Below are 18,892 nucleotides of genomic sequence, written 5' to 3'. Positions count from 1 at the left end.
CTCACATGTTTACTGGAATCGTCGCCGCTGTCGGCAAAATTGAATCGGTCCAACCTTTGGAAGGCGGCTCGTATGCGGGCGTGCGCCTGGACGTCAACGCTGGCGGCTTGCCGCTGGCCGATGTCGCGCTGGGCGATTCGATCGCCCTCAACGGCGCCTGCATGACCGTGATCGAAAAGACCGACACCAACTTCAGCGTCGACGTCTCGCGCGAGAGCCTCAATTGCACCGTCGGCCTCGATACCCTGACCGAAGTGAACCTGGAAAAGGCCGTGACCCTGAGCGAGCGCCTCGGCGGCCATCTGGTCACCGGTCACGTCGACGGCCTGGGCGTGGTGCGCAAGTTCGAGGCGGTGGGCGAGTCGTGGGAATTGGTTGTCGAAGCCCCGCACCATCTGGCCAAGTTTTTGGCATTCAAGGGTTCGATCGTGGTCAACGGCGTGTCACTGACCGTCAACCGCGTGACCGACATCGGCACCGGCGCCGATCTGGTGTGCCAGTTCTCGATCAACCTGATTCCCCACACCATCGCTGTAACGACCCTCAAACACCTGAGCGTCGGCAAGCAGGTCAACCTGGAAATCGACCTGATCGCCCGCTATGTCGAGCGCATGGTCTCGATCGGCGCGGCGACCATGCCTTAAGCGGCAGTCTTACCAGAACTTGGCCAATGGCAGCACGATCCCGCTGAACAGCGACCAGTCAGGCGAGGCCGGGGTGAGTCCCCGGGCGACACCCCAGTCGATGGTCAGGCGCTTGGTCGGGCTGTAGGTGGCGGCCACCAGCAGCTGGGCGGTATTGCCCTGGCCGCGGCGGTGCGTGCCCGACAGTTCCGTGGTCACGCCCCATTTTTCCGACACGGGCGCGGAGAACGAGGCCGACCAGCCTTTTTGAATCCGTCCGCTGCCGGCCTCGTCGGCGCCCAGCCGTGTCGCGTTCAGATTGGCGTCCATGTGGACGATGCCCATGTCCTGGCTGTAGATGCCGTTGAGGACGACATCGCTGCGGCCGCTGCCGATGCTGTCTTTGGCGGTCGGCAATTTCACGCCCAGCTCCAGGCCGAACGCCGTGTGATCGTCGATGAGGAAGGCGCGCTTGAGCTCCAAGGTCGTATCGCCGACGCCGCGCTGGCGGGGCTCGCCGTCCGTGCGCGCCGAGACATAGGCTTCACCGCCGACCACCACGCCCCATTGCTCGTTGAACCCCAGCTTGAAGGTGTACGGCAAACTCGCACGCCGGTCGTCGTCCGTTTTAGTGCTCAGGCCGCCGAGCTCGAATTCCAGCTGGCCGGGCGCGGGCAATTGTGCCGGGCTCGAGACCGAGGGGCGATAGGGCGTGATGGGCGGCCCATCCTGCGCAATCGCCGGCACTGCCAGCGCTCCCATTGCCAGCGCAATCAGCAGTTTTGCGGCCGGCTCCGAGGTTTGTCGCGTCATCCAAAATTCTCCTGGTTGTCGTTTTGATTCCGGCCCCGATTGTACCCGCCGCTTCGCCCTTAAGCATGCCGCGCGCCTTACCAGTCGGTAATGTTTGCAATAAACAAAGAGCGCGGGCCGGAAAGTCCGTCTTTTGCCGGATAAAAGCGGCTGTTTACGGTAGGGAAGGCGTAAATCCTTTAAAATAGCGGCCTGTTCTCGCATAGTTCCCAAGGATTAAAAATGTCAATTTCCAGCACCGAAGAAATCGTCGCCGAATTGCGCGCTGGCCGCATGGTGATCCTGGTCGATGAAGAAGACCGGGAAAACGAAGGTGACCTGGTGCTCGCGGCGGATTTCGTCACGCCGGAAGCCATCAATTTCATGGTCAAGCACGCGCGCGGCCTGGTCTGCCTGACCCTGACCGAAGAGCGCTGCGACCAGTTGAACCTGTCGATGATGTCGACCCGTAACGGTACCGCCTTCGGCACCAACTTTACCGTCTCGATCGAGGCGGCGGAGGGCGTGACCACCGGTATCTCGGCCGCCGACCGCGCCAAGACCATCCAGGTGGCCGTGGCCAAGGATACGCAGCCGACCGATATCGTCCAGCCGGGCCACATCTTCCCGCTGAAGGCGCAAAAGGGCGGCGTGCTGATGCGCGCCGGCCATACCGAAGCCGGTTGCGACCTGACCGCGATGGCGGGCCTGACCCCGGCCTCGGTGATCTGCGAGATCATGAAGGACGACGGCACGATGGCGCGTCTGCCGGACCTGATGGAATTTGCCAAGGAACACAACTTGAAGATCGGCACCATCGCCGACCTGATCCACTATCGCAGCCGCAACGAGTCGCTGGTCGAGCAGATCGGCGAGCGCCAGCTGAAGACGGCGCAGGGCGAGTTCCGCATGATCGCCTACCGCGACAAGCCGAGCGGCTCGGCCCACTTGGCGCTGATCCACGGCCAGATCGAAAAGAACAAAGAAACCCTGGTGCGCGTGCACCAGCCGGTCTCCATCCTCGACATCCTCGAGTCGGAGGCGACCACCCACTCGTGGAACCTGTCGTCGTCGCTGGCGGCGGTCCAGGCCGCCGATAGCGGCGTGATCGTGCTGCTCAATTGCGAGGAGACGGCCGAGCAGTTCTTCTCCCAGTTCCAGGCGCTCGACAAGCCCGAGACGAAACCGAAAGGCCGCGCGGCCAGCATGGACCTGCGCAGCTACGGCATCGGCGCGCAAATCTTGAAGGAAGTCGGCGTGTGCAAGATGCAGCTGCTGGCCAGCCCGCGCAAGATGCCGTCGATGACAGGCTTCGATCTGGAAGTGACCGGCTACCTGGCCAAACCACACTAACAACACACATATTAAAGAGGTCCATCATGACGGTAGGAAGCTACGAAACCAATTTGTCCGGCGACGGTTTGCGCGTCGGCATCGTTCAGGCGCGTTTTAACGAGGACGTCTGCCACGGCTTGCTGTCCGCCTGCCTGGCCGAACTGAAACGCCTGGGCGTGGCAGACGAGGACGTGCTGCATGTGGCCGTTCCCGGCGCGCTGGAAGTGCCGCTGGTGCTGCAGAAGATGGCCGAGTCGCAGCAGTTCGACGCGCTGATCGCGCTGGGCGCGGTCATCCGCGGCGAAACGTATCACTTCGAGCTGGTCTCGAACGAGTCGGGCGCGGGCATCACCCGTATCGGCCTCGATTATGGTATTCCTATCGCCAACGCTATTCTGACCACCGAGAACGACGAGCAGGCGGAAGCACGCATGGCCGTCAAAGGCGCCGACGCCGCCCGCGTGGCCGTCGAGATGGCCAACCTGACCATCGCGCTCGAAGAGCTGAGCCAGGATCAGGGCGACGACGAGTAATCCCGGCCACGACGCGTGTAAACTACGGAATCACGTAGGGCGGATTAGCGCAGCGTAATCCGCCAAGCTCCGTCGGCGACCCGAACACCGCATTTTTGAAATAGCACTAAGTAATTAAAGTAAGTAATTAGAAACGGGTACAACCATGACAGATAAAATTTTGCACGCCAACCCTAGCAAGAGTCGCACGCCGCGTCACCGCGCACGCGAGTTCGCGTTGCAGGGTTTGTATCAGTGGCTGCTGAACAATGAAGACGCCGCCACCGTGGTGAACAACATCCGTGGCGCGCACGGCTTCGACAAGGCCGACGGCGACCATTTCACCGTGCTGCTGTACGGCGCGATCAAGGATTCGGTGGCGTTGCGCGAGACGTTCGCGCCGCTGGTCGACCGCGGCATCTCCGAACTGTCCCCGATCGAGCACGCGGTGCTGCTGATCGGCGCGTTCGAACTGAAGAACAACCTGGAAATTCCTTACCGCGTCGTCATCAACGAAGCGGTGGAGTTGACCAAGTCGTTCGGCGGTATCGACGGCCACAAATACGTCAACGGCGTGCTGGACAAGCTGGCCGCGCGTCTGCGTCCGGACGAAGTGGCGGCCGACAAGAAGCGTTAAGCCGCTGCCGGTATCGTCAGAAGCCACCCAAGGTATCTTGCGGTGGCTTTTTTTATATGCTTGTTGACCCTTCTCAGCTTGCACCGCAGAATCAATTGATATACGACTAATTTTGAGGGCGCATTATCGAACTCTATCCTGCTCGAGGCCGACAAGCATGGCGCCGGCGCGGCTGGCTGGCGCTGATCGGCGGCGCCCACGTGCTGGGCTTCTTTGTGTGGCAGACGCCTGAGCGGCCTCTGGCGGCTTCCATGGCGCCCCACGCGGCCATTACTTATATCCTTGCACCGGTCAAACGGCTTCAGCCGGCTGCGCCAACGCCGCCCAAGGTCGCTACGCGGCGACCACCCCAGGCTCTCACTGCCCGTTCGGAGACCGAGGCTCCGGCCGAGCCCACTCCGGTGGCAGTGACGCAGCCGCAAGCGATCACCCAGCCCACGCCGCCGCCGGACCCGTTTGCCGAGCAGCCCGCCAAGCCTGATGACGACCTGCGCCAGCGTTCGCTGAAAAGCGCCGCCCTGGTCGACAAGCAGTTGCGCAAGGAGGCCTGGAATCCGCGCGACAAGCGGATCGCCAACGATACGACCTCGCTTGCGGCCAAGATCGGCGGCGCCTACGTCGGCAACGACAGCGGCACGACGACGGAGGAGGTGGTGACGCCCGACGGCCGCCTGATGACCAAGGTGCGCACTGCGGGCGGCGGCACCTACTGCGCGTACAAGGAAAACAATGCCCTGACCGGCGGCCGCGATCCCTTCCGCGACGGCGTCAAAACCAAAGTCACCAGTTGCCCGTGAGCGTAGCGCAACGAAAAAAGGCCGTCCAGTGCATGCACTGAACGGCCTTTTTTGCGACGCCTCTCTCTCTATATATATCAGAGGCCGGCGATTTGCGTGTCGTGGTTCGCGCTTGACGCGGCCGCGATCGGCGCGGCTTGCGGCTGCTGCTGCGGTTGTGGCTTGGCGGCTGCCAGCATCGGCGTGATCGTCGGTACTTTCTTGCCTGCCGAAACCTGCTTCAGACGGTTGTACTCGGCCATGACTTTCGAGCCGTAGCCGTCGTCATGCTCGAACGCTGCCGCGCCGACGTAGATTTTCAGGCCGGCTTCGACCGAACCGCCACGCTGGACGTAATCCTTGAGGATCAGCGAGCCAACGCGGATGTTGGCGACCGGATTGAGCGCCGCTTGCAGGCCGCCCATTTCCTGGAACTTGTCGTGGTGGATCTTCGACATGACTTGCATCAGGCCTTGCGCGCCGACCGGGCTTTCCGCGAACGGATTGAGGCCGGATTCGATCGCCATCACCGCCAGGATCAGCAGTGGATCGAGTTTGATCTCACGGGCCGTCAGATAGGCGGTGGAAACGAGCATGTTGGCGGCGTCGCCCGCCACGCGGTAACGCTTCGACAGCCACGAGGTCACCCATTGCTGCTGCTTCTGGGTACCCATCAGCGCTTTTTCGTCGGCGCTCAGCGGTGCGTCCTTGGCGTTGGCCGAGGCGGTTACCGGAGCGGAGGCTTGGGTTTGCATCAGAGCCGACAGCGGCGGCGCCACGACGGCGGCGACGGCTGGGACTTCTGGAGCCGGGTTCAGGCTGTCGCTCAGGGCTTTGGCCAGGTCCGGACGAACAAAAAATACTGCCATAACAACTAAAGCGGTCACACCAAGAATGGTCAGAGTGTGCTGGGCGGTGGTGAAAATGCCCTTTGCCGATACGCGGGCCGTCAAAAACGACGTCGCTGGCTGGCCGGCCAGGTAAGTGCGGGCCGCAGCCGACGCACTAGTGAAGCGATTAATCATAGAGTTCCCCTGAAATGCCGTAAAAGCGGGTCCCTGCCAGCGTTGAACGCAGCTAACGGGGTGCTAATGCCATGCATCAGAAATATCATCGTCCGTCGCCGCTATGGGTGCGCGCGTTGGACGCCGTCATTGCTTGCCTGAGCTGATCTTTCCCTGTGGTATTCGATCAGTCGCAATACAACTTCTTTCGGGGGTAAGGCAGACGCCTTTTGAAAACACTCCTTAAAATGTCATGTGGAGCCCCGACTCCGTGAATGAATGAGCAACATCAACATGTGCTTCCATGTGGTCCTGAGACCCTGTCCTCTTCAAGTAGGGCAAATTGTAGAAGCCGTTTTATATCAAGTCAATACTAACGCAATTGAAAGCTATTACTTTTAAGTCTGACATTTTTGCTTGTGTTCGCTGGAAAACCAATAAAATCAACTACTTGACCTGTATTTTTAAACAGTAGGCTTCACCGTAAGAAAAAATTAAAAAACGATGAAATATTCAGATTTGCGAGATTTTATTTCTCAGTTGCAACGAATGGACGAACTTAGGCCCATTTTATTGCCCGTTTCGCCGCATTTAGAGATGACCGAGGTATCCGACCGCACATTGCGGGCCGGCGGGCCGGCATTGCTGTTCAAAAATCCTACCGGACACAGCATGCCGGTGCTGACCAATCTGTTCGGCACGCCGCGCCGCGTCGCGCTCGGCATGGGGGCGGAGGAGGTCGGCGAGTTGCGCAAAATCGGCCACGTGCTGGCGCGGCTGAAGGAGCCGGAGCCGCCGAAGGATTTCAAGGACCTGCTGGGCCTGGGCTCGCTGGTCAAGGCCGTCTGGGACATGGCGCCGAAGGAATTGCGCGGCGCGCCGTGCCACGACATCGTGTGGGAGGGCGCCGATGTCGATTTGGCCAAGCTGCCGATTCAACATTGCTGGCCGGGCGATATCGCGCCGCTGATCACCTGGGGCCTGGTGATCACCAAGGGCCCTAATAAGAAGCGCCAGAACCTGGGCATCTACCGCCAGCAAGTGCTGGGCCCGAACAAGGTCATCATGCGCTGGCTGGCGCATCGCGGCGGCGCGCTCGATTTCCGCGAGCACGCCATACAGAACAAGGGCAAGCCCTATCCGATCTGCGTCGCGCTGGGCGCCGATCCCGCTACTATATTAGGCGCGGTCACGCCGGTGCCCGACAGCTTGTCGGAATACCAGTTCGCCGGCCTGCTGCGCGGCAGCCGCACCGAGCTGGTCAAGGCCATCGGCAGCGAGCTGCGCGTGCCGGCGTCGGCCGAGATCGTGCTCGAAGGCCATATCTATCCGGACGAGAACCATCCGTCCGGCTACGAGCACGCGCTGGAGGGGCCGTATGGCGACCACACCGGCTACTATAATGAGCAGGACTCCTTCCCGGTGTTTACGATCGACCGCATCACGATGCGCCGCGATCCGATCTACCACTCTACTTATACAGGCAAGCCGCCGGACGAGCCGGCCGTGCTGGGCCTGGCACTGAACGAGGTGTTCATTCCGCTGCTGCAAAAGCAGTTCACCGAGATCACCGATTTCTATCTGCCGCCGGAAGGTTGCAGCTACCGCATGGCGGTGGTGCAGATCAAGAAACAGTACGCCGGCCACGCCAAGCGGGTGATGTTCGGCGTGTGGAGCTTCCTGCGCCAGTTTATGTATACCAAGTTCATCGTGGTGGTGGACGAGGATGTGAACGTGCGCGACTGGAAGGAAGTGATCTGGGCGATCACCACCCGCGTCGATCCGACCCGCGACACCACCCTGGTCGACAACACGCCGATCGATTACCTCGACTTCGCCTCGCCGGTGAGCGGCCTGGGCAGCAAGATGGGCATCGACGCGACCAACAAGTGGCCGGGGGAAACGACCCGCGAGTGGGGCACGACGATCACCATGACGCCCGAGGTGAAAACGCGTGTCGATCAGATTTGGCAGGAGTTGGGCCTGTAGGGTATAATTGATCCCGGCGGGCCCCTGCGCATTGTGGCACGGCTAACCTGGTCAGGTCGGGAACGAAGCAGCCACGGCTGTTAACCATAAGTGCCGCAGATCAGGCTCGCCTCCTTCGGGAATCCTTCGGGAATATTAAAAAGCTGCCATCAGGCAGCTTTTTTTATGTCTACCGAACTTACGGCCGGCTTAGTCGCCGCGCAGTTCCGCTTCGAACGGACGTTCCGAGGCGACGATCATCGGGTTGGACTTCATCAAGTCCGATTCCGGCTTGAGCGCGATTTCGTGTTTCGCGTTGGTGTTGTAGACCTTGGCGCCTATCTTCAGCTGCGCCGGCTTGTCGAACTTGAACAGCACCGCATCCACGCTCGGCGCGAACAGGCTCATCGCGCCAGCCATCTTCTTGATCGCCTTGTTCATTTGTCCGACGCTGCCCATCACGGTGGCGTACGACCATTGCAGGCCTTCCGGCAGCGGCGTCACCGCCTCGTAGTTGACGGCGGTCTTGTCTTCCTTCGGCAGGCTGGTCATGATCTTGACGTCGTCGCGCATCCATTTAGGATTGGGTGCGCCGATCGCCAGCCGGAAGTCCGGCGTGAGCGCGGGCAGCGGCGTGCGTTCGGCGCCGTCGACGACGGTCAGCACCACGTCCGATGGTTTGTAGGCTTTGTTGACCGGTTGTACCTTGAGGAACAGGTTGACCCGGTCGCGCTCGGCCGGCGGCAGCGCGTAGAACCGGTCCAGGCGCAGGCCCTCGACCAGTTTTTTGTACGGCGTCCACTCACGTTCGGCGGCGTGCAGGTTCAGGGACAACATCAGCAGGGAGAGCAGGGCGATTTTTTTCATTTTTCACAGGTTGAAGCAAAAACAAATTGTAGGGCAGAATTGTTGCCGTACCTATTATCGCGCCGAGTTGTTACAATTGCCGCTTTGGCGCGCCCAACGCAGCCCCTTTGCTCCTGCTATCTACGGTAAAATCCAGCATGTCCTATCAAGTCCTCGCCCGTAAATACCGCCCCAAGAACTTCGAAACGCTCGTCGGCCAGGAGCACGTCGTGCGCGCGCTCACGCACGCGCTGCACAGCGGACGCCTGCACCACGCCTACCTGTTCACCGGTACGCGGGGCGTCGGCAAGACCACTTTGTCGCGCATCCTGGCCAAGTCGCTCAATTGCGTCGGCCCGGACGGCAACGGCGGCATCACGCCGACCCCTTGCGGCGTGTGCGAGGCGTGCACCGCGATCGACGCGGGCCGCTTTGTCGACTATATAGAGATGGACGCGGCGTCGAACCGGGGCGTGGACGAGATGGCGCAGCTGCTCGAACAGGCGGTATATGCGCCGAGTAATGCGCGCTTCAAGGTCTATATGATCGATGAGGTGCACATGCTGACCAACCACGCCTTCAACTCGATGCTGAAGACGCTGGAAGAACCGCCGGAGCACGTCAAGTTCATCCTGGCGACGACCGATCCGCAAAAGATTCCCGTGACGGTGCTGTCGCGCTGCCTGCAATTTAACTTGAAGCAGATGCCGCCTGGCCACATTATCGGCCACCTGGAAAATATCCTGGGGCAGGAGGGCATTGCCTTCGAACAGCCGGCTTTGCGCCTGCTGGCCGCCGGCGCCCACGGTTCGATGCGCGACGCGCTGTCGCTGACCGACCAGGCGATCGCCTATGCGGCCGGCGAGGTGACGCTCGACGCGGTGCAGGGCATGCTCGGCGCGCTCGACCAGTCCTATCTGATCCGCCTGCTCGACGCATTGGCCGCGCAGGACGGCGCCGACTTGCTGGCCGTGGCCGATGAGATGGCCACGCGCAGTCTGTCGTACAACGGCGCGCTGCAGGATCTGGGCACGTTGCTGCACCGGATCGCCCTGGCGCAGACGGTGCCGGCCGCGCTGCCGGAGGATTTGCCCGAATATGCCGACGTCGTGCGTCTGGCCGCCGCGTTCGACGCGGAAGAAGTGCAACTGTATTACCAGATCGCCGTGCACGGCCGCAATGAACTGGGCCTGGCGCCGGATGAATATGCCGGTTTCTCGATGACCTTGCTGCGCATGCTGGCCTTTCGGCCCGGCGTAGGCGGGGCCGAAGGACAACCGGCGGGCGCGCCGGCGATGTCGCGTCCGGCGGCTGTGGCGGCCGCCCGCGCCGCCGCCGCGCCGCCTGCGCGCGCGGCTTCGCATGTGCAGGCCAACCACGCCAGCATGACGCCGCCTGCGGTCGTTGCCGGCGCCGCCGCCGCGATGGCGCGTGGCGAGCTGCAGCCGCCTGCGGCCGCCTTCGCTTCCGCGCCTGCGCCCGTCCCAGCGCCAGCGCCGACGATGGCTCCCGCGGCTGTCGCGACGGCAAGTCCACCGGTGAATACGGCGCCGTCGCCGGCAATGGCGCCACCTGCGCCTGTGCCGGCCCCGGCTCCAATGGCCGCGCCGATGGCGGCACCGGCACCGGCACCGGCACTGGCGCCACAGGCCGCGGCCGCAGCCGCCGCGCCTTCTGGCCCGATCAGTCCGGCCCGCGCGGCGTTGAACGCCGCGCTGGAAGCGGCGCGCGCCGGTTCCAAGCCCGGGTCGCGCGCCTATGGCGGCGGACCCGCCGCATCGGCGCCAGCGCCAGCCGCTGCCGAGCCGGCCCCGACGCCAACGATGGCCGCTCCACCGCCGCCATCGCAGCCGCAGGCGCCGAGCGCTGCCCATACGCCGCCGGGGGCATCCGCAAATTTTAATGCCGCGCAGGCCGCCGCACCGTCGCGTCCTGCGCCATGGGAAGATATGCCGCCAAACGCGGCCTCGGGTGGCGACGCCGCCGTGTTGGAAGCGCCGGTGCGTCAGGCCGTGCAGCCGGTTCAGCAAGCAGCGCCTGCCGCCGCCGCGCCGCAATACGCCGCGCCCGCCGCCCAGCCTGCACAACAGCAAGCCGACGACGAGGACGACCTGCCGCCGTGGGTCACCGAATTTTCCGACGACAGCGCGATAGCGCAAGCGGCGCCGGCGCGCGCCGATCACGCCACCGCCTACGCGGCGCCCGCGCAAAGCCAGTCTTACGCACCGTCGCACAGCCCATCGGCCGCCCCGGCCCCGGCCGCCAACGCCATGGGCGATGGCGTGCAGGCGTTCGTCGCGCCGGCCCGCGCCGCGCCGGCGCCCGCCAAGGCGCCGTACGCCTACGTCATCACCCCGGTGCCGGAGCTGGGCTGGGACGGCAACTGGCCGGCCGTCGCCGCCGCGCTGCCGTTGCGCGGCGTGGCCCAGCAACTGGCCATGCAGGCTGAGCTGATCGAGTGCGGCATCGACGGCAACGCCATCGTCTTCAAGGTCCGCGTGCCGATCGAAACCTGGCGCACGCAGGGCAACGTGGAAAAGCTGACCGTGGCGCTGACCGAGCGTTTCGGCCGCGCCGTGCGCGTCGATACCGAACTGGGCGCCGTCTGGTACACCGCCAGCGCCGAGGCGCAGGCGCACCGAGCGGCCTGCCAGCGGGCCGCCGAAGAGACCATCGCCAACGATCCCTTTGTGAACAGCATGATTCGCGAGTTCGACGCCTGGGTGGTGCCGGGCTCCATCGTGCCGCCGGCGGCGGCCCTGGCCGCGTCGCCGAGCTGATCACATCATCGATCACATCGTCGATCACAACTTTACAATTTCAAACACGGAGAACTCCATCATGATGAAGAACCAACTGGCAGGCTTGATGAAGCAAGCGCAAGCAATGCAGGACAACATGAAGAAGGCGCAGGAAGCGCTGGCCCTGATCGAAGTCGAAGGCCAGTCCGGCGCCGGCTTGGTCAAGGTTGTCATGAGCTGCAAGAACGACGTCAAGCGCGTGTCGATCGATCCTTCGCTGCTGGCCGACGACAAGGACATGCTGGAAGACTTGGTCGCCGCCGCCTTCAACGACGCCGTGCGCAAGGCCGAGGCGACCGCCGCCGAAAAGATGGGCGGCTTGACCTCCGGCATGAATCTGCCGGCCGGTTTCAAGATGCCGTTCTAAGGAAGGCCACGGTCCGGGCATATGTCCAAGTCGCTGGAGTTTCTGACGGAAGCGTTGCGCCGTCTGCCCGGCGTCGGCCCCAAGTCGGCGCAACGGATGGCGTTCCACTTGCTGCAGCATGACCGCGAAGGCGCGGACATGCTGTCGCGCGCGTTGCACCAGGCCGTCAGCGCCGTGCACCACTGCGCGCTGTGCAATACCTTCACCGAGGAAGAGGTGTGCGACATGTGCACCGACGAGCAGCGCGACCGCCGCCTGCTGTGCGTGGTGGAGACGCCGGCCGATCAGCTGATGATCGAGCAGACGCTGACCTACAAGGGCTTGTACTTTGTCCTGATGGGACGGCTCTCGCCGCTCGACGGCATCGGCCCGAAAGATATCCACCTGGAAAAGCTGGTGGCGCGCGCCGCCGACGGGCTGGTCACCGAAGTGGTGCTGGCCACCAATTTCACCAACGAGGGCGAGGCCACCGCGCACTACATCAGCGAGCTGCTGAAGGCGCGCGGGCTGAACGTCAGCCGCCTGGCGCGTGGCGTGCCGGTCGGCGGCGAACTCGAATACGTCGACGCCGGCACGATCGCCCGCGCGATGCTGGACCGCAGGTCGACATGACCGATCCCAAATCTTCCGGTCCCGTTAGCCCTGTAGGGCGGGAGTCTTCCCCTACAGGGGAAGACCGCACGCAGGCAGGCGGCATGCCGCCTGAAACCCCTGCTTTGCCATTGGCCGGGATCAAGGTGCTGGAGCTGGGCACGCTTATCGCCGGGCCGTTCTGCGCGCGCATGCTGGCCGAGTTCGGCGCCGAGGTGATCAAGATCGAATCGCCCGATGGCGGTGACCCGATCCGCAAGTGGCGGGTGCTGAAGGATGGCACGTCGCTGTGGTGGTCGGTGCAGTCGCGCAACAAGAAATCGTTGACGCTCAACATGAAGAGCGAGCGTGGCCGCGCCATCGCCCGTCAATTGGCGCTGGAAGCGGACATCATCGTCGAAAACTACCGTCCCGGCGTGCTGGAAAAGTGGGACATCGGCTACGAACAATTGAAGGCGCTCAACCCCGCCACGATCATGGTGCGGTTGTCCGGCTTCGGCCAGACCGGGCCGATGAAGGATTTGCCGGGCTTCGGCGCGATCGGCGAATCGATGGGCGGCTTGCGCTATGTGTCCGGCCACGCGGACCGGCCGCCGGTGCGCGTGGGCGTGTCGATCGGCGACTCGGTCGCGGCCCTGCACGGCGTGATCGGCGCGATGATGGCGTTGCGGCACCGCGACGCCACCGGCGGCAGGCTCGAAGGCGAGGGCCAGATGGTCGACGTGGCGCTGTATGAATCCGTCTTCAATCTGATGGAGTCGCTGGTGCCGGAGTTCGATCACGCGGGCGTGGTGCGCGAGCGTACCGGCGGGGCTTTGCCCGGGATTGTGCCGTCGAATACCTACACGACCAAGGATGGCGAGAACATCGTCATCGCCGGCAATGGCGACGCGATCTTCAAGCGGCTCATGCTAGCCATGGGGCGCTTCGATTTGGCCGGGGATGCGCAGCTTGAGCGCAACGATGGCCGCGTGCAGCGCACGCAGGAAATCGACGACGCGATCCAGGCGTGGTGCGATACGCAGGATATCGACAGCGCGCTGACGGTGTTGAAGGCGGCGGATGTGCCGGCCGGTAAAATTTATTCGGTGCGGGACATGATGGTCGATCCGCAGTTTTTGGCGCGCGAGATGTTCGAGCAGCATCAATTTGCCGATGGCACGCCGGTCAAGCTGCCGGCGATTTCTCCGAAGCTGTCGGCCACGCCTGGCCGCACTCAGTGGATAGGTCCGGCGCTGGGGCAGCACAACGATGAGGTGTTGCGTTCGCTGGGCTATAGCGACGACGAGATTGCCGCGATGAAGAAGGACGGGGTCCTCTAAAAGCGAGGACCCGCGGAGAAACGTCTATAACGGCGTCGCCAGCGCGCACTGGTTGCTCAGCATGAGCGTGATCGATTCCGGCGGCGACGGGTGGCCCAGGTAATAGCCCTGCACCACGTCGCAGCCGTATTCCTCCAACAGCACCAGCTGCGCGTCGGTCTCCACGCCCTCGGCCACCACCGCCATCTTCAGGCCATGCGCCATCGCGATGATCGCCCGCGTGATCGCCGCGTTCTCCGAATCCTGCGGCAACCCACAAATAAAACTCTTGTCGATCTTGAGCGCCCGCACATCGAAACGCTTGAGATAGTTCATCGACGAATACCCGGTGCCGAAGTCGTCTATCGACAGGTACACGCCGATGGCGCGCAACTGCTCCAGTGTGACCATGGTCGCGCGGGCGTCGTCCATCAAGGTGCCCTCGGTCAGCTCCAGTTCCAGCAGCTCGGCCGGCAGGCCGGTGTCGTCCAGCGCCGACATGACGATCTGCGTCAAGTTCTCATCCTTGAACTGCTTGGCCGACAGATTGACCGCCACCCGCAGCGGCTGCTTGCCGACTGACTGCCAGGCCATGGCTTGCTGGCACGCGGTGCGCAGCACCCACTCGCCGATCGGGACGATCAGGCCGGTCTCCTCGGCCAGCGGGATGAACTCGGTGGGCGAGATGACGCCGCGCTCCGGATGGCGCCAGCGCACCAGCGCCTCGACGCCGACGATCTGCGCGCTGGCGACGTCGATCTGCGGCTGATACAGCAAATACAGTTCGTCGTTTTGCAAGGCCTTGCGCAGGCCGACCTCGAGCTTGACGTGGCTCATGATTTGCATCGTCAGCGAAGAGCTGTACAGCTTGGCGTTGTTCTTGCCGCAGTTCTTGGCGTGGTACATCGCCGTGTCCGCGTACTTGAGCAGGGAGTTGCAATCCTCGCCGTCCTCGGGATACAGGGAAATGCCGATGCTGGCCGTGACGAAGATTTCGTGGGCGTCGATCAGGAACGGCCGCCGCATCGCTTCCTTGACCCGGTGCGCGACGTTGAGCGCGTTTTCCACCCGCTCCAGGTCGGGGATCAGGATGGTGAATTCGTCGCCGCCGAGCCGCGCCAGGTTGTTGCCGCCCACCTCGGTGCGCGAGACCAGATCGCTCGGGCGGGTGGTCTCCCGCAGGCGTTCGGACACGGCCATCAGCAAATGGTCGCCGACGTCGTGGCCCAGGGTATCGTTGATGCGCTTGAAGGCGTCCAGGTCCATGAACAGCACGGCGAACTTCTTGTTGCCCTTGCGCGAGCGGGTCAGCTCGGCTTCCAGGGTTTCCAGGAAAGCTTGACGGTTCGGGATGCCGGTCAGGCTGTCGCAATAGGCCAGGCGCCGGATCTGTTCCTCGGTGCGCTTGCGCTCGCTGATATCGCGCACCAGGCCCAGCACCTCGTCGGGACCGGTGGCCACCAGCCGCGCCTCGAAATGCCGCACCGGCAGCGGCACCGCGTGCTCGCCGTGACGCACGCGCGGCGCCGGCCCGGGGATCGGCAGTTCGTAGTCGAGCGAGCGGATGTGCTGGGTGTCCAGCACCGTGCGCACCTCCTCGAGCATGTGCTGGGCGATCTCCACCGGCAGCACCTGGTTCAGGTGGCGGCCGACGCAGTTGTCGCTGGAGAATACGCTGCTCGCTTCGTGGCCTTGCTCATAGTCCAGATAGAAGCCGTCCTTGTTCATGCGGAAGAAGGTGTCCGGGATCGCCGCCAGCACGGCGCGGTGGTGGGCGTCGGCGATGCGCAGGCGGGTGATGGCGTCGCTGGCGCGCAGCACGTAGAGCACGCGGTGGCCGAGGATGGGCCAGTTGATCGGTTTGGAGACGAAATCGGTGGCGCCCGCCTCGTAGGCCTTGGTCACCGATTCGAGCTCGTCGCCGCCGGTGACCATGATGATCGGCACCACCGAATGCGTTTCCAGCCGGCGGATTTCGCGGCAGACGGCAAAGCCGTCCATGCCGGGCATTTCGACGTCGAGCAACACCAGGTCCGGCGCCACGCTCTGGTAGCTGGCCAGCGCTTGCACGCCGTCCTCGGCCTCGACGGCGTCGAGGCCGACCTGGGCCAGCATTTCCAGCATCAGCAGGCGCATCACGGGATCGTCGTCGGCGACCAGCACCAGACCGCGCTTGGGGGAGAAGGGCGTTGCCATGTTAAATTTCCTTTTCCAGGATAGCTCCCAATGCCTGCCGTACGGCCTGGAAAGATCGTTCCATATCATCGAGCAGGGCAGCGGCGCCTGCGGTGGTATCGTTGCGGCCCAGCTGTTCCATTTCCCGGCAGCGCTGCGCCAGCGCGTCGGCGCCGACGTTGGCGCTGCTGGATTTGAGGCTGTGCGCCGCCTTGCGTATTTGCACGGTGCTGCCGCTGTCGATGGCGGACTTGATGATGCGCAAATGGTTGGGCGTGTCTTCCAGATACGCCTGCAGCACCCGCTCGAGCAGCGCGTCGCCGTTGCTGGCGCTGAGCGCGCGGATGTTTTCCAGCGCTTGCCGGTTGATCAGCGATTCCTGCACCGGCGGGACCGTGGCCGCGACGGGCGCGGCCGCAGCTGTGTCGCTGGACGTTTCCGACTGCCGGGGCGGGCTGGGCGCAAGGTCCGTCGGCGCCGCGTCGGCCGGGCCGTCCTGCGGCGCCGGCGCCACCCGTGGCAGCGTGATCCAGCGGCCGATGGTTAGGCCCAGCGCCTGCTGCGTGAACGGCTTGCTCAGGTAGTCGTCCATGCCGGCGGCCAGGCACGATTCGCGGTCGCCCTGCAACGCGTTGGCGGTGATGGCGATGATCGGCAGGCTGCGCGAGCGGCCGCGCTGTTGCTCGTGGCGGCGGATCTCGGTGGTGGCGGCAAAGCCGTCCATCACCGGCATCTGGCAGTCCATCAGAATCAGGTCGAAGTCGCCGGCCTGCACCGAGCGCAACGCTTCCTGGCCGTTGCAGGCGCGGCTGACGTCCAGGCCCAGGCCTTCGAGCATGGCGCTGGCCACTTCGACGTTGACCGGATTGTCTTCCGCCAGCAACACCTTGCGTCCCTTGCGCGCGCGCTGGGCCGGCAGCGCCGTGCTCGAGCTGAAACTCGACAACGGCGGCGCCGCCGGCGAGGCCGCGCCCGTATGCGGCAGGCGGATCGGCCGCTCGTCGCCATTTGCCAACGATTGCAGCGATTGCAGCGATTGCAACGGCGGCAGGCGCGCCGGTTCGGCGCTGCGCATCTGCGTCTGGGTGACGACGCAGTCGTAGAGGTCGCACTCGCGCGGCGGCTTGATCAGTTGGAAGGCGACCCCGGCCTCGCGCTGCTGGACCCGGTCGGCGGCGTTGCGTTCCGTGCTCAGCAACAACAGCCGCGTCGCGGCCAGCCCGGCGTCGGCGTGGATCGCCGCGGCCAGCGCAAGGCCGCTGGTGCGCGGCAGCTCCATGTCGAGCAGCACGACGTCGAAGGGTTGCGCGGCCGACGCGGCGTGGCGCAGCTGTTGCAGCGCCTGCGTGGCCGAGGCGCTGGTGCTGAGCACGCGCCAGGCCGTCAGCCGCCGTTCCAGCTCGGCGCGGCTGGTGGGGTTTTCGTCAACAATCAAAGCGCGTATTCCCAAGTTGGTGTTGGAAGGATCGTCAAAATCGACGCGTGGTTTATCGAAATTTACGGCAAACCAAAAGATCGACCCTTGAGTTAACGCATGATCGACGCCTATCGTGCCTCCCATGAGCTCCACCAGTTGTTTTGAGATCGCCAGTCCGAGGCCGGTGCCGCCGTGTTTGCGCGTGGTCGAGCCGTCCGCTTGCGAGAAGGAATCGAAAATACGGGAGCGCGCCTCGCTCGACACGCCGATGCCGGTGTCGTGCACCTCGAAGCGCAGGCCGACGGTTTGCGGATCCTCCTGCACCACCGCGACCTTGACGGTGATCTTGCCGCTCTCGGTGAACTTGACGGCATTGCCCAGCAGATTGAAGATCACCTGGCGCAAGCGGTTCGGGTCGCCGTGGATGGCCACCGGAATGTCGTTGGCGATGGCCAATTCGAGCCGTATGCCCTTGGCCTGCGCCTGCGGCGAAAAGACGTTGTCTATATCGTCGAGCAAATCGCGGAAGTTGAAGTGGATATATTCGACCGTCAGCTTGCCGGCCTCGATCTTGGAGAAGTCGAGGATGTCGTTGATGATCACCAGTAAATGCTCGCCGGAACGCTTGACCATGCTGGTGTAGTGGCGTTGCTGCTCGCTTAGCCGCGTGGCCAGCAGCAACTCGGTCATGCCCAGCACGCCGTTCATCGGTGTGCGGATTTCATGGCTCATGGTGGCGAGGAACGCGCTCTTGGCCTGGCTGGCCGCCTCGGCCGCGTTCTTGGCCTTTTCCAGCTGCTCGGTGCGCACGCCGACCTGGCGTTCGAGCTGGTCGCGGTACTGCGCCAGCGCGCCGTCGCGCGCCTCGACCTGTGCCAGCATGTCGTTGAAGCTGTCGATCAACGCGCCAAGCTCGTCGCTGCGCTGGTGGCTGATGCGCTCGGTGGGCTGGCCGCGGCTGACCTGCTGGGCCGCCGCGATCAGCTTGCCGACCGGCTCGGCCACGCTGCCCTTGAAGCGCGCCGCCATCAGCAGCGCCGTCATGAACGACAGCACCGCCGCGACGGCCGCCGCGCCCAGGTTTTTCAGGATGTCGACCCACATGCGCGTCTGCGAGCGCTCGATCAGCACGGTGCCGGCCGGCGCGTCGCGGCCGGGCACGTCCCGTTGCAGCCGCATGGCCGGCGCCCACGGCGGACCGGTGCGCTCGCTGCGTACCTCCGGGCCGGCCGCGGGAACCTCGAGCAGGGGCGGCGCCTGCTGGTTGTCCGCCAGATCGGCGGACGCGTAGCGCGCCAGCAATTTGCCATCGTCGTCGTACAGCGCCGCCTGCAGGATGTCGTCCTCCGCCACCAGCGTCGCCAGCGTCTGCTCAGCTTGCTTGCGGTCGCCGCGCGATAGCGCGATCATGCTGTTGTTGCCGATCACGCCGGCCAGCGCCGACAATTGCTTGCGCTCGTCGTCGGTGTGGCTGAGCACGGAGGTGACGGCGAAGGCAATGAATACCAGCATCAAGGCACTGCCCGTCGACAGCACGGAAATGATGGTCAGTTTCTGGCTCAGGCCGGAACGTTCGAAATTGAACATCGCTTAGCGGTTCCCAACGATACAGTGGGCGCCGAAGGCGTCGACGCGGGCGGTGCGCGGCACACGCTTCGTGCGTGGATTCGTGGGTGCCACTAGGAAAAATATATGCATGTGGCAAGGGCGATGTTGATCTAGGTCTAAGGCTGCACGTTTGCGCATT

At 64.0% G+C, this 18,892-nt stretch carries 15 protein-coding genes and 1 other RNA gene; 11 read left to right on the top strand and 5 right to left on the bottom strand.

Annotation, left to right across the window (positions count from 1 at the left end):
• The first annotated feature begins 5 nt into the window (after positions 1 to 5).
• The gene (locus NHH73_22165; GenBank protein ID USX25287.1) at positions 6 to 644 is read left to right on the top strand and encodes a riboflavin synthase; all 639 of its coding nucleotides are present in this window, start codon (positions 6 to 8) and stop codon (positions 642 to 644) included.
• A 9-nt stretch (positions 645 to 653) separates the two neighbouring features.
• Here the strand turns inward: NHH73_22165 and NHH73_22160 are convergent, their stop codons facing one another.
• A complete protein-coding gene (locus NHH73_22160) occupies positions 654 to 1,436 on the bottom strand; it encodes a transporter (protein USX25286.1) in 783 nt (260 codons plus the stop codon).
• Positions 1,437 to 1,658: 222 nt separating this feature from the next.
• Here NHH73_22160 and ribBA point away from each other — a divergent pair, with 222 nt between their 5' ends.
• The 4 genes from ribBA (at position 1,659) to NHH73_22140 (ending at position 4,696) form a co-directional block, all read left to right on the top strand.
• Positions 1,659 to 2,768, top strand: coding sequence for a bifunctional 3,4-dihydroxy-2-butanone-4-phosphate synthase/GTP cyclohydrolase II (ribBA, locus tag NHH73_22155; GenBank protein USX25285.1), 1,110 nt, complete (start codon positions 1,659 to 1,661; stop codon positions 2,766 to 2,768).
• A 26-nt stretch (positions 2,769 to 2,794) separates the two neighbouring features.
• Positions 2,795 to 3,283 carry a 6,7-dimethyl-8-ribityllumazine synthase gene (gene ribH / locus NHH73_22150; protein USX25284.1) on the top strand — a complete coding sequence of 163 codons (489 nt, stop codon included), beginning with the start codon at positions 2,795 to 2,797 and terminating at the stop codon, positions 3,281 to 3,283.
• Positions 3,284 to 3,428: 145 nt separating this feature from the next.
• Positions 3,429 to 3,899 (top strand): transcription antitermination factor NusB, encoded by a 471-nt coding sequence (nusB, locus tag NHH73_22145; GenBank protein ID USX25283.1) that lies wholly within the window; start codon positions 3,429 to 3,431, stop codon positions 3,897 to 3,899.
• A gap of 401 nt (positions 3,900 to 4,300) precedes the next feature.
• Entirely contained in the window at positions 4,301 to 4,696 is a 396-nt protein-coding gene (locus tag NHH73_22140; protein USX25282.1) for a hypothetical protein, read from the top strand.
• A 77-nt stretch (positions 4,697 to 4,773) separates the two neighbouring features.
• On the opposite strand, the gene NHH73_22135 is transcribed toward NHH73_22140, so the two are convergent.
• Positions 4,774 to 5,700: a transglycosylase SLT domain-containing protein gene (locus NHH73_22135; protein ID USX25281.1), complete on the bottom strand. Its 927-nt coding sequence runs from the start codon at positions 5,698 to 5,700 to the stop codon at positions 4,774 to 4,776.
• Between the two features lie 483 nt (positions 5,701 to 6,183).
• Between NHH73_22135 and ubiD the strand changes: the two genes are divergently transcribed.
• Positions 6,184 to 7,668: a 4-hydroxy-3-polyprenylbenzoate decarboxylase gene (gene ubiD / locus NHH73_22130; GenBank protein ID USX25280.1), complete on the top strand. Its 1,485-nt coding sequence runs from the start codon at positions 6,184 to 6,186 to the stop codon at positions 7,666 to 7,668.
• A 15-nt stretch (positions 7,669 to 7,683) separates the two neighbouring features.
• Positions 7,684 to 7,782: signal recognition particle sRNA small type (gene ffs, locus NHH73_22125), an RNA gene on the top strand.
• A 75-nt stretch (positions 7,783 to 7,857) separates the two neighbouring features.
• Here the strand turns inward: ffs and NHH73_22120 are convergent.
• The gene (locus NHH73_22120) at positions 7,858 to 8,514 is read right to left on the bottom strand and encodes a hypothetical protein (GenBank protein ID USX25279.1); all 657 of its coding nucleotides are present in this window, start codon (positions 8,512 to 8,514) and stop codon (positions 7,858 to 7,860) included.
• 137 nt (positions 8,515 to 8,651) lie between these two features.
• Here NHH73_22120 and dnaX point away from each other — a divergent pair, with 137 nt between their 5' ends.
• The 4 genes from dnaX to NHH73_22100 all read left to right on the top strand — a co-directional run bounded on the left by dnaX (position 8,652) and on the right by NHH73_22100 (position 13,574).
• On the top strand, positions 8,652 to 11,273 hold the full coding sequence (dnaX, locus tag NHH73_22115) for a DNA polymerase III subunit gamma/tau (protein USX25278.1): 2,622 nt from the start codon (positions 8,652 to 8,654) through the stop codon (positions 11,271 to 11,273).
• 61 nt (positions 11,274 to 11,334) lie between these two features.
• Entirely contained in the window at positions 11,335 to 11,661 is a 327-nt protein-coding gene (locus tag NHH73_22110) for a YbaB/EbfC family nucleoid-associated protein (protein ID USX25277.1), read from the top strand.
• 21 nt (positions 11,662 to 11,682) lie between these two features.
• Positions 11,683 to 12,273 carry a recombination mediator RecR gene (gene recR, locus NHH73_22105; protein USX25276.1) on the top strand — a complete coding sequence of 197 codons (591 nt, stop codon included), beginning with the start codon at positions 11,683 to 11,685 and terminating at the stop codon, positions 12,271 to 12,273.
• An 83-nt stretch (positions 12,274 to 12,356) separates the two neighbouring features.
• On the top strand, positions 12,357 to 13,574 hold the full coding sequence (locus tag NHH73_22100) for a CoA transferase (protein USX25275.1): 1,218 nt from the start codon (positions 12,357 to 12,359) through the stop codon (positions 13,572 to 13,574).
• Positions 13,575 to 13,598: 24 nt separating this feature from the next.
• Here NHH73_22100 and NHH73_22095 read toward each other — a convergent pair whose 3' ends face one another.
• Together NHH73_22095 and NHH73_22090 are read right to left on the bottom strand one after the other, a co-directional pair.
• Positions 13,599 to 15,749, bottom strand: a complete 2,151-nt coding sequence (locus NHH73_22095; protein ID USX25274.1) for an EAL domain-containing protein — start codon at positions 15,747 to 15,749, stop codon at positions 13,599 to 13,601.
• Position 15,750: 1 nt separating this feature from the next.
• Positions 15,751 to 18,732: a response regulator gene (locus NHH73_22090; GenBank protein ID USX25273.1), complete on the bottom strand. Its 2,982-nt coding sequence runs from the start codon at positions 18,730 to 18,732 to the stop codon at positions 15,751 to 15,753.
• Positions 18,733 to 18,892: the final 160 nt, after the last annotated feature.

It is taken from the genome of Oxalobacteraceae bacterium OTU3CINTB1, assembly GCA_024123955.1.
Classification (GTDB): domain Bacteria; phylum Pseudomonadota; class Gammaproteobacteria; order Burkholderiales; family Burkholderiaceae_D; genus Rugamonas.
The sequence above is the reverse complement of the archived record's forward strand: the minus strand, read 5'-3'. Positions and strand labels throughout refer to the sequence as shown.